This is a genomic window from Tateyamaria sp. GN1-10 (assembly GCF_055693845.1).
In genome coordinates this window covers 2,827,860-2,844,594 of the sequence record NZ_JBVFUR010000004.1, presented here as the reverse complement: position 1 = coordinate 2,844,594, position 16,735 = coordinate 2,827,860, and the positions used below count along the sequence as shown (strand labels likewise).

At 58.6% G+C, this 16,735-nt stretch carries 13 protein-coding genes; 7 read left to right on the top strand and 6 right to left on the bottom strand.

Annotated elements, in window-relative coordinates:
• Positions 1 to 16: 16 nt before the first annotated feature.
• The 6 genes from purL to ACZ1HN_RS15965 form a co-directional block, all read right to left on the bottom strand.
• Positions 17 to 2,176 carry a phosphoribosylformylglycinamidine synthase subunit PurL gene (gene purL, locus ACZ1HN_RS15990; RefSeq protein ID WP_472728215.1) on the bottom strand — a complete coding sequence of 720 codons (2,160 nt, stop codon included), beginning with the start codon at positions 2,174 to 2,176 and terminating at the stop codon, positions 17 to 19.
• 336 nt (positions 2,177 to 2,512) lie between these two features.
• Positions 2,513 to 3,874 carry a hypothetical protein gene (locus ACZ1HN_RS15985; RefSeq protein WP_472728214.1) on the bottom strand — a complete coding sequence of 454 codons (1,362 nt, stop codon included), beginning with the start codon at positions 3,872 to 3,874 and terminating at the stop codon, positions 2,513 to 2,515.
• Between the two features lie 232 nt (positions 3,875 to 4,106).
• Positions 4,107 to 4,238 (bottom strand): hypothetical protein, encoded by a 132-nt coding sequence (locus tag ACZ1HN_RS15980; protein ID WP_472728213.1) that lies wholly within the window; start codon positions 4,236 to 4,238, stop codon positions 4,107 to 4,109.
• A 271-nt stretch (positions 4,239 to 4,509) separates the two neighbouring features.
• Complete coding sequence (locus ACZ1HN_RS15975) at positions 4,510 to 4,890, bottom strand: hypothetical protein (protein WP_472728212.1); 381 nt, start codon at positions 4,888 to 4,890, stop codon at positions 4,510 to 4,512.
• A gap of 161 nt (positions 4,891 to 5,051) precedes the next feature.
• Complete coding sequence (locus ACZ1HN_RS15970; RefSeq protein WP_472728211.1) at positions 5,052 to 7,337, bottom strand: mechanosensitive ion channel domain-containing protein; 2,286 nt, start codon at positions 7,335 to 7,337, stop codon at positions 5,052 to 5,054.
• A gap of 232 nt (positions 7,338 to 7,569) precedes the next feature.
• Positions 7,570 to 8,475: a LysR family transcriptional regulator gene (locus ACZ1HN_RS15965; protein ID WP_472728210.1), complete on the bottom strand. Its 906-nt coding sequence runs from the start codon at positions 8,473 to 8,475 to the stop codon at positions 7,570 to 7,572.
• Between the two features lie 170 nt (positions 8,476 to 8,645).
• Between ACZ1HN_RS15965 and ACZ1HN_RS15960 the strand changes: the two genes are divergently transcribed.
• From ACZ1HN_RS15960 to ACZ1HN_RS15930, 7 genes are all read left to right on the top strand, one after another.
• Positions 8,646 to 12,065 (top strand): indolepyruvate ferredoxin oxidoreductase family protein, encoded by a 3,420-nt coding sequence (locus ACZ1HN_RS15960; protein WP_472728209.1) that lies wholly within the window; start codon positions 8,646 to 8,648, stop codon positions 12,063 to 12,065.
• 87 nt (positions 12,066 to 12,152) lie between these two features.
• Positions 12,153 to 13,037, top strand: a complete 885-nt coding sequence (locus ACZ1HN_RS15955; RefSeq protein ID WP_472728208.1) for a lysophospholipid acyltransferase family protein — start codon at positions 12,153 to 12,155, stop codon at positions 13,035 to 13,037.
• Between the two features lie 17 nt (positions 13,038 to 13,054).
• The gene (locus tag ACZ1HN_RS15950; protein ID WP_299768473.1) at positions 13,055 to 13,864 is read left to right on the top strand and encodes a glutamate racemase; all 810 of its coding nucleotides are present in this window, start codon (positions 13,055 to 13,057) and stop codon (positions 13,862 to 13,864) included.
• Positions 13,865 to 13,891: 27 nt separating this feature from the next.
• Complete coding sequence (gene argC, locus ACZ1HN_RS15945) at positions 13,892 to 14,920, top strand: N-acetyl-gamma-glutamyl-phosphate reductase (RefSeq protein ID WP_472728207.1); 1,029 nt, start codon at positions 13,892 to 13,894, stop codon at positions 14,918 to 14,920.
• 9 nt (positions 14,921 to 14,929) lie between these two features.
• The gene (gene ccmE, locus ACZ1HN_RS15940; protein ID WP_299200365.1) at positions 14,930 to 15,373 is read left to right on the top strand and encodes a cytochrome c maturation protein CcmE; all 444 of its coding nucleotides are present in this window, start codon (positions 14,930 to 14,932) and stop codon (positions 15,371 to 15,373) included.
• A 74-nt stretch (positions 15,374 to 15,447) separates the two neighbouring features.
• Positions 15,448 to 16,059: a holin-associated N-acetylmuramidase gene (locus tag ACZ1HN_RS15935; protein ID WP_472728206.1), complete on the top strand. Its 612-nt coding sequence runs from the start codon at positions 15,448 to 15,450 to the stop codon at positions 16,057 to 16,059.
• Positions 16,050 to 16,622, top strand: coding sequence for a holin family protein (locus ACZ1HN_RS15930; protein WP_472728205.1), 573 nt, complete (start codon positions 16,050 to 16,052; stop codon positions 16,620 to 16,622). The genes ACZ1HN_RS15935 and ACZ1HN_RS15930 overlap by 10 nt, the downstream gene beginning before the upstream one ends.
• The last annotated feature ends 113 nt before the right edge of the window (positions 16,623 to 16,735 follow it).

Below are 16,735 nucleotides of genomic sequence, written 5' to 3'. Positions count from 1 at the left end.
CGCCGTCCCAACAGGGTCACGCGAATGTATCGGCAAAGCTGTTGCGATAGATGTCCGACAATTCCGACAGCGGGGCCGAGCTGTTGCCCATCCACACCGTGTCGCCCGAGAATTTGCCGACGGAAACGATAGGCACGCCCGCCTTGCCGGCGGCGATCATCAAGGCTTCGGCCTTGTCGAAAGAACACGCTACCAGATAACGTGCCTGATCTTCGCCAAAGAAGCTGCCCATCTCGCTGGAGTCGATCCATACGCCCACGTTTGCCGCTTCTGCCAATTCAAAAGCAGCAAGGGCGAGGCCTCCATCACTCAGATCGGTGCATGCGTTGATCAAGTGTCTGTTTTCAAGAATGAAATTGCCATTCCGCTTCTCGGCATCAAGGTCCACATGTGGCGCGTCCCCATCGGTCCGTCCAAACACTTCCGCAAGAATTGCCGACTGACCCAGATGCCCGCCGCAGTCCCCGACCAGCAAGGCAACGTGGCCATCGCGCACGTCGCCCCCGATGATGTTGTCGGGGTGGTCGATCAGCCCAACGGCCCCGATGGTGGGGGTGGGCAGGATGCCGGTGCCGTCCGTCTCATTGTACAGCGACACGTTGCCCGAAACGATGGGCATGTCGAGCGCTTTGCAAGCCTGACCAATCCCGTCGAGCGCCCCCACGAACTGCCCCATGATCTCGGGCTTTTCAGGGTTGCCGAAGTTCAGATTGTCTGTTGTCGCCAATGGCTTGGCGCCCACTGCCGTCAAGTTTCGATAGGCTTCAGCCACGGCCTGCTTACCGCCCTCGACCGGGTTGGCCTTGACGTAACGTGGGGTGACGTCCGACGTGAAGGCAAGGGACTTGTCGGTGCCGTGGACACGCATGATCCCTGCACCCAGACCCGGTGTGCGGGCGCTGTCTGCCATAACCATTGTGTCATACTGTTCAAACACCCACTGCTTCGCGGCGTAGTTGGGGCTGGCCAGCAGCGCCTTGAGCCCGTCGATGGGGTCGATGCTGGGCACGTCGGCCAACTCTTCGGCGGGTGGTGTTGGCATCCACGGGCGGTCGTATTCCGGGGCTTCAGAGGCGAGTTTTGACAGGGGCAGGTCTGCTTTGACGGCACCATCATGTTCGATAAGGAAACGGTCTTCGGCGATTGTTTCACCCACGATGGCGAAGTCCAGATCCCACTTATCGAAGACGGCCTTGGCCTCGGCCTCAAGCTCGGGGTTGAGGACCATGAGCATGCGTTCTTGGGACTCAGACAGCATCATCTCATACGCGGTCATGTTCTCTTCGCGCACAGGCACGTCGTTGAGGTTCAGCTTGACGCCAAGACCACCCTTGTCGCCCATTTCCACCGCGGAACAGGTCAGGCCAGCGGCCCCCATGTCCTGGATCGAGATCACGGCTCCGGTTTGCATCAGCTCTAACGTGGCTTCCATCAGACGTTTTTCGGTGAAGGGGTCACCGACTTGCACAGTGGGGCGTTTTTCCTCGATCGTGTCGTCGAATTCGGCGCTGGCCATAGTGGCCCCACCGACGCCGTCGCGGCCCGTCTTGGCGCCAAGGTAAACGACGGGCATGCCGATGCCCGAGGCGGCGGAATAGAAAATCTTGTCCGCGTCGGCGAGGCCTGCAGCAAAGGCGTTCACGAGGCAGTTGCCGTTATAGGCCGGGTCGAACCGCACTTCACCACCCGCGCAAGGCACGCCGAAGGCGTTGCCATATCCGCCGATGCCTTCAACCACGCCGTGCACCAGCTGGCGGGTCTTGGGATGGTCGGGTTCGCCGAAGGATAGGGCATTCATGGATGCAATAGGGCGCGCACCCATGGTGAAGACATCGCGCAGGATGCCACCCACGCCGGTGGCCGCGCCCTGGTAGGGTTCGATGTAGCTGGGGTGGTTGTGCGACTCCATCTTGAACACAACCGCTTGACCGTCGCCGATGTCGACAACGCCTGCGTTCTCACCCGGCCCACAGATCACCTGAGGACCCGTGGTTGGCAGTTTCTTGAGGTGGATCTTGGAAGATTTGTACGAACAGTGTTCGTTCCACATGGCCGAGAAGATGCCGAGCTCGGTAAAGGTTGGCTCGCGTCCGATGATCTCGAGGATACGGTCGTATTCATCGGGTTTGAGCCCGTGACTTGCGATCAGATCTTCGGTGATTTTCGGTTCTGGCATGTGGTGTCCCCCGGCTTTGGACCGCTCTTTAGAGCAGGGACGGGGCAGGGGAAAGGGTTTGTCCCCGCGGGGACAGCCTGTTCGTTGCGTTTAGAGTATTTTCATCGCTTTTTGATCGTTCCGAGGGATCAATCGCTTAGGTCATCGTGCGGTTGCTTTGCTCGAATTTAACTCTTTTCCGGCAGGCTGGCCCGCGATCGGATGCGGTCGCAGCGAATGACATACACACGGCGAGGGGGACGATACCCAAGGCACGGTCGAGGCTTGCCTGACATGTGATACGCACCATGCGCCCGATAGGGGGAGGGCGTCGTCATTGACGCCCTCTTTGGTCGCTTACCCGAACAGCTCATCTACAGGAGGGCTGGCCACGTTAAAATCAGTTGCCACGATATCGATCAAGTGATCGGTCTCTGTGTGTTTGCGGGTGGACTGAATATCGACGAATTTGTTCGAACCAGCCGCAGCATTGGTGATTTCGTATGTATGCTGCAAGGACTCGTAATAATTTACATCACCAATCGCGGCGTGCATGCCGTAAGACACTGTTGTCCCCGGCGCGTATTTCCCGCCATCGACGGTGTAAGTTTCGCGGACCTCACTGCCGACCGAAAATGAACGTTCTGTTGTGGTGCTGCCGCCTGTTTCTGTTGACGCTTCACCGCCAATTGTAATGTCAACACCAACTCCAAAGGGAGTACCACCAACTTTGACCGATCCGTTGATGGCGAGCTTATTGTTCCAGTTGAATTCCTCGGACGTGGTTATCGTTTCATTCGCTCGAGTAACCCATGTTGTCGAACTTTCACCCTGACCTGTCAGGGTCGTTGTAGACTTTGATGTTGGCACCAGTTTCTTGACGTCGGTCGACTCGACTCCCCGAAACGTTGCTCCCTGCCAGGGCGAGAAGCCGACATATTTGTACGTGTCCGCGATCCCGTCGTTGTTGAGGTCGAGGTTCTGCGAGTTGGTAATATTCATGTCGTTGTAAACCGTGTCGGACACGTCAGAGTAGAAGATGTTTCCGGTTATGCTGTCGAACGAATTCACCGATACCGATTCACTGTTGAACTGGGCTGTTTGATTTTGAACCATGGAGCCGAAATTGTTGTTCATGACGAGTTGTTCGCCAACGGTCCTGGCCTGACCCTCACCGTAGTCCGTTTGAACAGTGTCGTCCTGATCAGAGGTTGCGAGTGCGGCCAGTTCTGCGTCGCTGGCACCACCCTGAACACGGGCTTCGACCTCTGCGCCAAAATCGCCTGCGGATCCGGTGCCAAAGGCTTTGTAGTAAGCCGCCTCGGCCACTTCTTCGACAAGTGTTTCGCGCAGATCTTTGCCTGTCAGGGCATCATTCACGAAAATCTTGCCATCCTTGGTGGCAAAACCTGCGAGGGCAACGCCATCTGTGGTCTGCAAGTTCTCGATAGCGTTGAAGTCGACACTGTCACCAAGCACAGTGCGCGCCTCTTGCACGGTTGATATGTCCGATTTCAGAACTGACTCGATGGCCACACTTGCGTCGGAAAGGATTGCACTCTGTTTTTCGGTCAATTGGGATGTATCAAGTCCACGGGCGCTGAGGGCCGCGTCAAACGCGGAGGTTGCGTCTGTTGCATGTGTGGTGCTCAGAACAGCGGGATCGGAGTGGAATTTGAACTCGTCTTCTGATTTGAGCAAAAGATTATCTAAAGCCACGATGGTACTCCTTTTGAACGTTTTCCAATCCGACAACGGTCGTGTCACCGGATGAGCTTTAGACCTATCGGTTGAGTTTGATCGGGCAATTGATGGGCGCGGGACCGGCAAGTCATTGCGAATGCCATATAATTATGTTGAATGGCGGGCGTTACCTGGGGTTGAAATTCCGTAAGTTACTGGTTTTGCTTGCAACCGGTTGCAGCGGAATTCTACCGACTTTGATTGGAAACTATTGTGGTCCAAGCGCAACCTCGCTGGAATGCGGGGTACTTGGATGACGGCTTGACAGGGGGTCGGTCGAATTGTCGGGTTTGAGCCCGTGATTGGCGATCAGATCTTCGGTAATTTTCGGTTTTAGCATATAGAGTCCCCCATCTTTCGTCCGCTCTTTAGAGCAGGGACGGGGAGCGGAAAGGGTTTGTCTCCGCGTGGACAGTGTGTTTGTTTCGTTTAGCGTATTTTCATCGCTTTTTGATCGTCCTGTGGGATCAACGGCTTGCACCATCGTGCGATCACCTTACCCAAAATTAACCACGTTTTGGCAAGCTGACGCGTGATCGGGTGCGCAAATTCTGCGCACCGCGTTGTCGCATTGTCGGTTGTACTTCCGATTTCGAAAATACCTGCACTCATCAACTCAAGAGATGGACAGTTAGCGTGCGGCTGGCGCCTGGCCCCGATGTCTTTGCTTTGACGCGCAGGCGCCGGGTGTCCGCATCCAGTACGATACCGCCGTCACGTAGGGTGAGCATATCGGTTTTTGTGGTGATGACTATGGTATCGCCCCGCCCGCGGAAGATGGACCCGGCGCGTCGGAGCAGGAACAGGCGTGTGCGATCTTGCTTGATCCGCAAACCATTTGTCAGCCCGATGAAGTCACCGTCCGAGGAATACACGCGAATGCCGCTTTTGCCGTTAATGTTCTCGATCTCTGACGGACTAAGATCGGCTTGGGCAACGGTCGCAATCAGGCCCAGGGAGAGGGCGGCGAGGGTGGTTTTGATGTGTTTCACAACGGGCTCCTATTTTGTCCTGTTGCACCCCAAATGGTAATCTGAGCCCGCGCGTAAAGGCAGTATCACGACCACGTGTCGATCATTGCCTGCAAACACACCCGAATGCGATTTCAGGTGACTGAATAAAATTCAGGACAGGCCCGTATGGAGTCGGCGGATCAATCCCCGGGCTTCTCTGCCGCGGGGGCTTGGTCCGCCACCTCTTGCGCGGCCTGTGTTGCCGCGGCAGCAATCGTGGCCTTGTCCTCATCCGTCAGCTTGTCATGATCCGAGAGGTTTGGGATGGCCACACGCACCTCGCGCCGTGCGAATTCGAGGCCGTTCTCTTCGAACGCCTTGTTGACGCGGTTGTAGATTTCCTTGCGCAGCACGAATTGTGTGCCGGGTTTGGCCATGAACTTGCCCCGGATCACGATACCCACATCGTCAAATTCGAACACGCCCTGCGATTTGAAGGGTTGCAGGAAGTCGTCCTTGAACTGATCCAGGGCCATCATGTCTTGCCCGATCTTCTTGAACAGTTTGCGGACCTTTTCGGGGTCCGTGCCAAAGGGAACGGTGAAGCGCAGCTTCATGATCACCCAGTCGCGGCTGAAATTGGTAATCTTGGGGATTTCGCCATAGGGCAGGGTATGCACGGGGCCCTTGTGGTGGCGCAATTGCATCGACCGGATCGAGATCTTTTCGACCGTGCCCATGGTGCCTTCGACCTCGACATATTCGCCGGTGCGGAAGGCGTCATCGACCAGGAAGAAGATACCCGACACAACGTCTGTCACCAGTTTCTGTGCGCCAAAGCCGATGGCGAGGCCGACGATACCGGCACCTGCGAGCAGCGGCGTCGTGTCCACCCCGATATTGCTGAGCCCCAGCAAGAGGAACAGGACGATGATGGCCGCCTGGCTGACGCCGAGGATCAGGGGCAACACGGTCGACAGGCGGGAACCGCCTTCGCCGCCGCCATCGCCGGTGTCTTCGGTGTCGGGGTCGTAGCCTGATGCGGTTTGCTCTGCCGCCAGTTTGCGGTTGATGATCAGCGAAACAACCTCGTAAACCAGATAGCCGATGGCGATGATCATCAGGAATTCGATCAGGCTGGCTGCGAAGCGTTCACCCACGCCCGCCGAGGCGAGCGTTGTCGGTGTCATGCCCCAGAAGCCTGCGATCGAGATCAGCACGATACCGAACACGATGACCCGACCGATGCGGATGTAGGACCGTTTCGTTGCGACATATGCGCGTTGGGCAACCGCCCCTTCTCCCGTCATGGGCGGGGCCAATCGGCGCACCAGGCCGCGGATTGCCGTGTCCATGGCTGGCGCGAACAGCAGCAGCGTCATCGTTTTGTAGTGTGGTGCGCTGGCCAGCGCCGCGAAGTTGCCATAGCTGACCACAGTGTTGACCACCCACCATGTGCCTATGGCCGTAGCAATGGCGAAATAGGGGAAGGCGCGCGCGATGCGCTCTTCGACCGGGCTGACGTCAGGATCGGCGCCGCGCATCATGCGTACCATGGCGTCGCGGTAGCGCCAGACAATGATCGCCACGTAGACATGGACCGAGAGGTTGATCCAGAAGCCGATGCGGGATTCACCCACTGGCACGCCATTGGCTGCATTAAACGGGATGATGGACGCGCCAAACCCGATCATGAGTGCAAGCCAGAACATGTGGAAGACGATGGCGCGTGCGACCTCGTCCGTGGCGTGCACGATCCGGTAGGCGGGTGCTGTCGGTGCCATGAAAAAGCGCCCGACTGCAATGGCCAACCGGGGCAGGCCGACAAGGTTGAAGCCGAACAGGGTGATGAATGGATGGTAGTAGGGCGGCACAACGAGGTTCGTCAGTGCGATCGCGGCTGAGATAAAGACCCCCACTGCTGCCAATTCGCTAAGCAAGCGGATAAAGAGCAGGGACAGAGTGGACCGCAAGTCAGCATCATGACCTGCCTGTTCGGGCAGGGTCAGCCATTTGCGGATCAGCTGCCGGAACACCAGTTCGATCGCCAGCGCTCCGATCGTGACCAGAACGAAGAAGCCTGCGGTCGCAAGGAGACCATTTGTACCGACGAAGTTGCCGAAATTCGAAAATGCCTTGGCCTGGCTGCTGAACAGGATCGGCACGCGTTCTACCGCATCCATGATAGAGCCGAACGCACCTGTCGTTAGGTGGTACAGGAATTCGCCAATACCGGCGTCTTCCTGTTCCGGAACAGCTTGGGCGTTCAGCTGATCCAGCAGCAATTCACGCACTTGCGTGTCGGACAGGCGCGAGATCAAGGCGTTTGCTGCATCTTCGGTCAGAGGGTCGGGAAGATCTGGGACTGTTTCACTGGAAGTTGAGCTGCTTCCTGTGACGGGCAGGCCTTGCGCGGATGCGCCAACGGCAATGGTCAATGAGAGGACGAATGCCATCGTCCGCAGCAGGAAATTCATCAAACGCATATGCCCCCCGGCGCAAAGTCTTTTTTTCCGGCATGACTGGAAAAGGGATTCGTTGCAACGCGGGGATAAAAAAAGGCCGAGCGCGAAGCTCGGCCAAGTCCAACAGGGAGGTATGAAGATAGCGCGATATGCGCCGTGTATCTTCAGTAGGCGAGGTAGGGATGCGAATGCCCCCGATCAAGGCACTTTCTGCACGCGCAAAGGCATGGCAGATATGCATTTTTCGCATATCTCAGGGATTTTCTTTTTTCCTCAACATCTTACGGTACGCGATGATCTCTTCTTGCACGAAGTCCCGGAAGGCGGCGATCCGCTTGGATTGGCGCAATTCTTCTGGGTACGCCAAAAAAACAGGCACATCAGCAGATTCAATCTCGGGCAGCACGCGGACGAGTCGCGGATCGTCCAGTGAGACGTAGTCGGGCAGGATGCCAAGGCCGAGATCCTGAAGCACCCCCTGCAATACGCCGAAGTAGTTGTTCACTGTCAGAAGGGACCGCACTTCATAGGTCAGCAAGTGCTGCACGAGGCTGCTGCCTGCGCCCACCTGGGCCGAGTTCACGTTCTGGCAGATCAGGCGGTGATGGATCAGGTCTTCCGGCGTGTTGGGTGTGCCATTGGCATCAAGATAAGCCTGTGTGGCAAACACCTGCATCTTGACCGTCATAAGACGCTTTCGGATCAGGTCGGCCTGGCTGGGTTCTTTCATGCGGATGGCCACGTCAGCCTCGCGCATGGGCAGGTCCAGGACGCGCTCTTCGAGCATGAGATCGACGCGGAGGTCCGGGTATTGTTCGTAGAGCTTGACCAGACGTGGGGCCAGCCACAGCGTGCCGAAGCCGATTGTGGTCGTGGCGCGTAGATCGCCAAACACTTCTTCTTCGCTGTCGCGGATGCGGGCGCTTGCCGTGTCGAGCCGCTTGTTCATCGCGGTCGTCGCGTCAAACAGCAACTCGCCTTGTTCCGTCAGGATCAGGCCGCGCGCGTGGCGGTGGAACAGGGTGGCGTTCAGCGATTCTTCGAGCCCGCGGATCTGCCGGGACACGGCGGATTGGCTCAGATTCAGCTTGTCACCTGCGTGAGTCAGGCTGCCCGCGTCTGCGACCGCGTGAAATATCCGTAACTTATCCCAGTCCATTTGCACCACTTTCGTAACGTTTGCGCTACCGTATCCGAAATAGTCTCTTTTCACATCGCTTGCATGACCGGAACCGGGAACGCACGAAAAATTTTCTGGTAAGGTCAGCGTGTGTGACCTATTATTCAACTGAGAATATGCAAGACTGATCACGGCAGGGGAGGCCAGCGATGAGCACGCAGAAGATTTCCTTGAACGACCGGTACGATCTTGAAAAGAGCCCCGTTTTGCTGAACGGCACACAGGCGCTTGTGCGCCTGATGCTGATGCAGAAGGCGCGGGATACCGCTGCGGGGCTAAACACTGCCGGTCTGGTAACAGGATATCGCGGCTCTCCGCTGGGTGCTGTGGACATGCAGATGACACGCGCGCTGAAGCAGCTTGCCGCGCATGACGTGACATTTCAGCCGGGGCTGAACGAGGATTTGGCAGCGACTGCCCTATGGGGCGCGCAGCAGGCCGAGTTGCGGGGCGAGGGCAAGTTCGATGGTGTCTACGGTTTGTGGTACGGTAAGGGGCCGGGGGTAGACCGCTCTGGCGACGCGTTCAAACACGCCAACATGGCCGGATCGTCGAAATATGGCGGTGTGCTGGTCGCCATGGGGGATGACCACACTGGCGAAAGCTCGACCGTGTTACACCAGTCCGAATGGGCGCTGATTGACGCCTACATGCCTGTTGTCTCTCCGGCCGGTGTGCAGGAGATCATGGACTATGGTGTCTATGGCTGGGCGCTGAGCCGGTTTTCGGGGCTGTGGGTTGGTCTGAAGACCATGAAGGACACGGTGGAGGCCACCAGTGTCGTGGATGGCGACCCGCATCGCATGGCCATCAAGGTGCCGGACTACCAACTGCCCGAGGGCGGATTAAACATTCGTTTGGTGGATACGCCGACCGAACAAGAAACGCGGATGATTGACCACAAACGCTTTGCGGCAGAGGCGTTCAGCCGCGCCAACCGCATGGACAAGCGGATGTGGGGCAAGCCCGGAGCCAAGATCGGCTTTGTCGCTGCGGGCAAGAACTGGTTGGATCTGGTCCATGCGCTGAACCTGCTGAACATTGATGAGAACGAAGCCGAGCGGCTGGGCATCACGACCTACAAGGTCGGGCAGACCTTCCCGCTGGACATGCAGGGCTTCCACGACTGGGCCGAGGGCTTGGACCTGATCGTTGTGGTCGAGGAAAAGCGCAAGCTGATCGAGGTGCAGATCAAGGAAGCCATCTTTGACGACCGGCGCGGGCGGCGCGTTTACGGCTGGTACAAGGGGGGTGCCGGTGGCCTGCACCGCGAAGAGCTGTTTCCGACCCGTGGGGCGCTGGACCCGATCCTGATTGCCGAGAAGCTGGGTGGTATTCTTCTGGAGGAAGGCCGCAATACCGATGGGATCAAGGCGGGACTGGCCAAGCTGGACGAGGCGCGCCGGTCAGACAATGCTGAGGATATTGCGGCGCGCTTGCCTTACTTTTGTTCGGGCTGTCCGCACAATTCATCGACCAAGGTGCCAGAAGGATCACGCGCCTATGCGGGCATCGGCTGTCACTACATGGTGCAATGGATGGACCGCGAGACCATCGGCTACACCCATATGGGGGCCGAGGGCGCGAACTGGATCGGCGAGGCGCCGTTTTCGACACGCGATCATGTGTTTCAGAATATAGGCGACGGGACTTATAACCACTCGGGCGTGCAGGCCATTCGCGCAGCTTTGGCTGCCGGAACCAACATCACTTACAAGATCCTGTATAACGACGCTGTTGCCATGACGGGTGGGCAGGGGAATGAGGGTGGCCTTGATCCCTACCGCATCGTCGATGAAGTCCGAGCGATGGGGTGTGAGCATGTCGCCGTTGTCTATGACGAAAAGGAAGACGTGGATGTCTCGCGCTTTCCTACGGGTGTGCCGACCCATGAGCGGGCGGAGTTGCCGCTGGTTCAAGAGCGCTTTGCTAAGACTGAAGGCGTGAGTGCCATCGTTTATGTGCAGACTTGTGCGGCCGAGAAGCGTCGGCGCCGCAAGCGCGGCACCTTTCCGGACATCGACAAGCGTGTGTTCATCAACACGGATGTGTGCGAGGGCTGCGGAGATTGTGGTGTGCAGTCGAACTGTGTCTCCATCGTGCCGAAAGAGACCGAGCTGGGCCGGAAGCGGGCGATTGACCAGTCCTCTTGCAACAAGGATTTTTCCTGCCTCAAAGGGTTCTGCCCCAGCTTTGTGACGCTGGAAGGGGCGCAGGTGAAGAAGGCGGCGACAACCGAGTTACATCTGCCCGACCTGCCGATGCCGGAGCTGCCCGAGATCAAGGGTACGTGGAATGTGGTCATCACGGGCGTCGGCGGCACCGGCGTTGTCACCATTGGTGCGGTCATGGCGCAGGCGGCGCATATCGACGGTAAAGGTGCCGGGATGATGGAAATGGCGGGCCTCGCCCAGAAGGGCGGTGCGGTGCACATCCATTGCCGTTTGGCGAATGATCCTGCGGACATCAGTGCCATTCGGGTTGCTACGGGCGAGTGTGACGCGCTGATTGGCGGCGACCTGGTGGTGAGTGCCGGGGCCAAGATGCTTGGCCTGACCAGCGCTGGGCGCACGGGCGCGGTGGTGAACAGTCACGAGATCATCACCGGGGATTTCACCCGTGATACTGAATTTGCCTTGCCGTCTGATCGACTATCCCTTGCGCTCGAGGCGCGGTTGCGCGACCGGGTAGATATGTTCGATGCGTCCGATCTGGCCAAGGCCACGATGGGCGACAGCATCTTTTCCAACATGATGATCTTCGGCGCGGCGTGGCAGCGGGGCTTGGTGCCGTTGACCCATGACGCCATCGTGGCGGCGATTGATCTGAACGGTGCGGCGGTTGAGCGCAACAAACGCGCCTTTGATATCGGGCGCTGGGCGGTGCTGCATGCGGAAGAGGCTGCGCGGATTGCGGAGCCCAAGGTGATCCAGTTGCCGAAATCGCTGGATGAGAAGATCGCCTTCCGGGCGGATCATCTGGTGAAGTACCAATCCAAGCGGCTGGCGAAACGCTATCGCAAGCTGGTCGACGGTATTGACGATGTCGCTGTCAAAGAGGCGGTGGCCAAGGGCTATCACAAGCTGCTGGCGTACAAGGACGAGTACGAGGTGGCCCGCCTGCATCTGGAAACCGAGGCCAAGGCGCGGGAGCAGTTTGAGGGCGACTTCACCATGAAATTCCATCTCGCCCCGCCGATGTTGTCAAAGGATGGCCCGGATGGGCGGCCTGTGAAGAAGGAATACGGGCCCGGTATGATGCGCAACTTTCGTATGTTGGCGAAGCTGAAGGGCTTGCGGGGAACACCGCTGGACATCTTTGGACGGACCGAAGAACGGCGGATGGAGCGCGCGCTGATCAAGCAGTATGAGGCGGATATGAAGGCGGTCCTGCCCAAGCTGGATGAAGGCACCCGCGATGCGATTGTGGCATTGGCAGCGCTTCCGCTCGACATTCGGGGCTTTGGACCGGTCAAGCAGGCCAACGAGGTGAAGGCGGCCAAGCGGCGTGAGGAGTTGCTGTCCGTTATCCGGGCAGGGGGACCGAGCCAGTCCAAAGCGGCTGAGTGATCGCGTCACACCTGCGTCATATGGGCTAGGCAGGATTATGCTCACCCCGTAAAACGGGTGCTTAGTATCGTCATCAGGCAGAGCACTATGCCCAACCGTCAACAACGCGAGATCACGCGCGAGATCAGCTATTCGCATTCGGCCGAGACCAAGGGCGGGCGGGCGTTGATCCGTATTCTTGAGAACACGACCGGGCGCTTGCGGCTGATCAAGCGGGCGCAGGGCTACGAACACGAAGTGGCGGCGGGCCGTGACTTCTGGGCCGTAATGGTGGAGCGCTATGGGCTATCGCTGAATGTCGTTGCGGGCAGTTTGGACAACATCCCGCGTGACAAACCGCTGATCCTGATTGCGAACCATCCGTATGGCATTCTGGATGGTTTGATGATGGGACATATCCTGTCGACCATCCGGGGTGACTTTCGGATCATGGCGAACTCGGTCTTCAAGAAGGCCGAGGAGTTGAACAAGGTGCTACTGCCAATCAGCTTTGATGACACGCGTGAGGCGATGGCGCTGAACGTGGCGACCCGCAAGGAGGCGTTGCGCTATCTTGGCGACAGCGGAGCGATTGGCATCTTTCCCGGCGGGACTGTCAGCACGGCAGCAAAGCCGTTTTCGCGGCCCATGGACCCCGGTTGGCGCAGTTTTACGGCGCGCATGGTGGCGAAATCCGAGGCGACGGTTGTGCCGCTATACTTCGATGGACACACCAGCCGCATGTTCCAGATTGCCAGCCATCTGCACAATACGCTGCGCCTTGGCTTGCTGATCAAAGAGTTCAAGAAGCGGGTGGATACGCCCGTGGATGTGGTGATTGGGGACCCTATCGGCAGGGATGTGCTTAACCCGATGGCGCAGCACCCCAAACAGATGATGGAATTCCTGCGCAAAGCCACGTATGAGCTGAACCCGAACCCGGTGAAGATATTTGACCTGGGATATGAGTTCGAAGAGCGGCACCGCACCTGAGCCGCGAGAGGCGCGACATGGCAGTTGGTATTTTCGATTCCGGTTTGGGCGGTTTGACCGTGCTGGACGCTGCGCAAAAGCGGTTGCCGGATGTGGATTTCGTATACCTCGCCGACAGTTCCAATGCGCCCTACGGTGTGCGGACGGCCGACAATATCTATGACCTGACGACTGCGGCTGTGCAGCGCCTGTTCGATGCGGGCTGCGATCTGGTGATCCTCGCCTGCAATACGGCCTCTGCAGCGGCTTTGCGCCGGATGCAGGAAAGGTGGGTGCCCTCTGACAAACGTGTACTGGGTGTTTTTGTGCCAATGATCGAAGCGCTGACCGAGCGTCAGTGGGGCGACAATTCTCCGCCGCGCGAGGTCGGGGTGCAGCATGTGGCGCTCTTTGCAACGCCTGCGACCGTGGCGAGCCGCGCGTTTCAGCGCGAGCTGGCCTTTCGGGCGATTGGCGTCGATGTTGAGGCGCAGGCCTGTGGGGGCGTTGTGGATGCCATCGAAGATGGCGACATGATTTTGGCGGATGCGCTGGTGCGGTCCCATGTGGATGCGCTGAAGCGTAAGATGCCCGAGCCGCAGGCTGCCATTCTGGGCTGCACCCACTATCCGCTGATGCAGGACGAGTTTCAGGACGCGCTGGGCGCGGATGTGGCTGTGTATTCGCAAGCCGGTTTGGTGGGCGAGAGCCTGGCCGACTATCTGCAGCGTCACCCTGACAAGATGGGCAGCGGTGCGTCGGGGTATCTGACCACCGGTGATCCCAAGACCGTCAGCCAGCGCGCCACGCAATTCTTGCGACGACAGATCACGTTTGAAGCCGCCTGATCTGACACTTTATTCAAGAAGACCGACATGACCTATAACATCGCTATTCTGGGCGCTTCCGGCTACACGGGCGCTGAATTGATCCGGCTGATTGCTGGGCACTCTTCCATTGAAATCAAGGCTTTGGGTGCGTTCTCTAAAGCTGGGCAGACTGTTGCGCAGGTCTATCCTCACTTACGTCATCTGGATCTGCCGCCCATGGTCGCCTTTGACCAGATCGACTGGGCGGGGATTGACCTGTGTTTCTGTGCCTTGCCGCACAAGACGAGCCAAGAGGTGATCTCGGGCTTGCCGCGCGATCTGCGGATCATTGATCTGAGCGCGGATTTTCGGCTGCGCGACCCGGAGGCCTATCAGAAGTGGTACGGCAACCCGCATTCGGCGGTCGAGATGCAGGGCGAAGCGGTCTATGGCCTGACCGAGTTTTACCGCGATGAAATTACTGCCGCGCGGTTGGTGGCAGGCACGGGGTGCAACGCTGCCACGGGACAGTTTGCGTTGCGGCCATTGATTTCGGCGGGCGTGATTGATCTGGATGACATCATTCTGGACCTCAAGGCGGCCGTGTCTGGCGCGGGGCGGGCGTTGAAAGAGAATTTGCTGCATGCCGAGTTGAGCGAAGGGTATCACGCCTATGCCACGGGCGGCGCGCACAGGCATTTGGGCGAGTTTGACCAGGAGTTTTCCAAGGTTGCGGGGCGGGATGTGCATATCCAGTTCCAGCCGCATCTGATCCCTGCAAACCGGGGGATTTTGGGCACGGCCTATGTGAAGGGCGAGGCACAGGCGATTTATGACACTTTGGCGGCGACCTATGCGGCTGAACCGTTCATCGAAGTGCTGCCGATGGGCGAGGTGCCCAGCACCCGGCATGTACGTGGATCGAACTTCTGCCATATCGGTGTCGCGGCGGATCGTTTGCCTGGGCGGACGGTGGTTGTTGCTGCCCTCGATAATTTGACCAAGGGATCGTCGGGGCAGGCGTTGCAAAATGCCAATCTGATGTTAGGTATTCCAGAGACTGAAGGGCTGTTGGTGGCCCCGTTGTTCCCGTGATGTGAGCCCATGAAAAGTCTGAAGAAGCAGCGCCGGATCCAGATCATCGCCCTCGCGGCGGTCGCACTGACGGTTTCGACGGTGCTGATTGGCTATGCCATGCGCGACGGTATCAACTTTTTTCGGGCGCCCAGTCAGATTATGGCGGAACCGCCTGGCCCGAACGAGGTGTTCCGCATTGGCGGACTGGTCGCTGAAGGGTCGTTGATACGTGGCCAGGGCGAGTCGATTCGCTTTGAAGTGACCGATGGCGGCGCAACGGTGCCCGTTGTGTTTACAGGTGTGTTGCCGGATCTTTTTGAAGAGAACCAAGGCATGGTTGGGACCGGATCGTACATCAACGGCGTATTTGAAGCCTCTGAAATTCTTGCGAAACACGATGAGACCTATATGCCTGCCGAGGTCGTCGATGCGCTCAAGGCGCAAGGTGTCTATAAAGAGCCCGACACGTAGCGTTCGGTCAAGTTAAAGCCCGTTAACCGACATCACAGCAGTCTTCCCATCATATCTACGGGAAGGGCTGGCTGATGCAGAATGTCCGAGACATTGCAGAAGAGATTGTGGGCCGCGAGGGCGGATTCGTGAATGATCCGGATGATCCGGGCGGCGCCACGAAGTTTGGTGTCACGATCCACACAATGGAGCGCTTGGGTCTTGATCTGGACCGGGATGGCGATGTGGATGTGCGCGATGTGCGCCGTCTGAGCCGTGCGCAAGCGGTGGATATTTTCGTAACGCATTACTTCGAGCGGCCACGAATTGCAGCATTGCCGGAACCACTGCACGCCACCGTCTTTGACATGTATGTCAACGCCGGTGCCAATGCGATCAAGATATTGCAGCGTTTGCTGAATACGATCGGGCATGCCGTTGTGGTGGATGGGGCGCTGGGGCCTCAGAGCATCGGGGCCACACGCGCAGCCTATGACGCCGCCCCTGATCACCTGGTTGATGCTTACGGGATTGCGCGGCGCAACTATTACTTCCGCATCGCTGACAATCGGCCCGCCAGCCGCAAATACGCGCGCAGCCGTGCAGGCGGGAAGGGCGGCTGGATCAAGCGGGCCGAGGAGTTCATCGCGCCGCGCTTTCATCTGACGGACACACAGTTTCGGGAAAGGGTTGCGGCATGGGGTTGATGCAGGAGTTGTTTGCGCTGCTGTTTGGCGGTGATCGTAATGTGGTGAAGGACACGGTTGAGGTGTTCCGGGAGAATGCCGAGGCTGGGTCGGCGCGGGCGCACGAGGTTCAAATTCAGGCGATGCGCGAGTTGGGGGCCGAGTTTGCGGTGCCGCGCGTGGGTGTGTTTGATCGGGTGATGGATGGGATCAACCGCTTGCCGCGCCCGGCACTGGCCCTTGGCACGTTGGGATTGTTCGTGTCGGCCATGGTGGCGCCCTTGTGGTTTGCGGAACGTATGCAGGGTATTGCGCTGGTGCCGGAACCGCTGTGGTGGCTCTTGGGGGTGATTGTGTCCTTTTATTTCGGAGCCCGCCATCAGGTGAAGGCGCAGCAGTTTCAGCGCGAGATCGTGCAGACGATGGCGCATGTTCCGCAGGTGATGGAGAATGTCTCGGCTCTGCGAAAGATGCGTCATGACGGGATTGGCGCGGCTGCGACGGACGGTGATGCGCGGCTGACTGTCGCGTCGTTGGCGCGGGGCGAGAATGCGGCACTTGACGAGTGGCGTGCTGCGGCGTGATCCAAAGGCCGCTTGCGCGACGACATTCTTCAGGGGCTCTGCCCCCGCCTGCGGCGTCCCCGTGGTATTTATTGTCAGAAGAAACGCAGTTTCTGGCGATGTCGTGATGCGAC

What these genes read in the sequence shown, in the direction of transcription:
- purL (WP_472728215.1), bottom strand. Translation starts at nt 2,176, where the DNA reads ATGCCAGAACCGAAAATCACCGAAGATCTGATCGCAAGTCACGGGCTC.
- ACZ1HN_RS15980 (WP_472728213.1), bottom strand. Translation starts at nt 4,238, where the DNA reads ATGCTAAAACCGAAAATTACCGAAGATCTGATCGCCAATCACGGGCTC.
- ACZ1HN_RS15970 (WP_472728211.1), bottom strand. Translation starts at nt 7,337, where the DNA reads ATGCGTTTGATGAATTTCCTGCTGCGGACGATGGCATTCGTCCTCTCA.
- ACZ1HN_RS15965 (WP_472728210.1), bottom strand. Translation starts at nt 8,475, where the DNA reads ATGGACTGGGATAAGTTACGGATATTTCACGCGGTCGCAGACGCGGGC.
- ACZ1HN_RS15960 (WP_472728209.1), top strand. Translation starts at nt 8,646, where the DNA reads ATGAGCACGCAGAAGATTTCCTTGAACGACCGGTACGATCTTGAAAAG.
- ACZ1HN_RS15955 (WP_472728208.1), top strand. Translation starts at nt 12,153, where the DNA reads ATGCCCAACCGTCAACAACGCGAGATCACGCGCGAGATCAGCTATTCG.
- ACZ1HN_RS15950 (WP_299768473.1), top strand. Translation starts at nt 13,055, where the DNA reads ATGGCAGTTGGTATTTTCGATTCCGGTTTGGGCGGTTTGACCGTGCTG.
- argC (WP_472728207.1), top strand. Translation starts at nt 13,892, where the DNA reads ATGACCTATAACATCGCTATTCTGGGCGCTTCCGGCTACACGGGCGCT.
- ccmE (WP_299200365.1), top strand. Translation starts at nt 14,930, where the DNA reads ATGAAAAGTCTGAAGAAGCAGCGCCGGATCCAGATCATCGCCCTCGCG.
- ACZ1HN_RS15935 (WP_472728206.1), top strand. Translation starts at nt 15,448, where the DNA reads ATGCAGAATGTCCGAGACATTGCAGAAGAGATTGTGGGCCGCGAGGGC.
- ACZ1HN_RS15930 (WP_472728205.1), top strand. Translation starts at nt 16,050, where the DNA reads ATGGGGTTGATGCAGGAGTTGTTTGCGCTGCTGTTTGGCGGTGATCGT.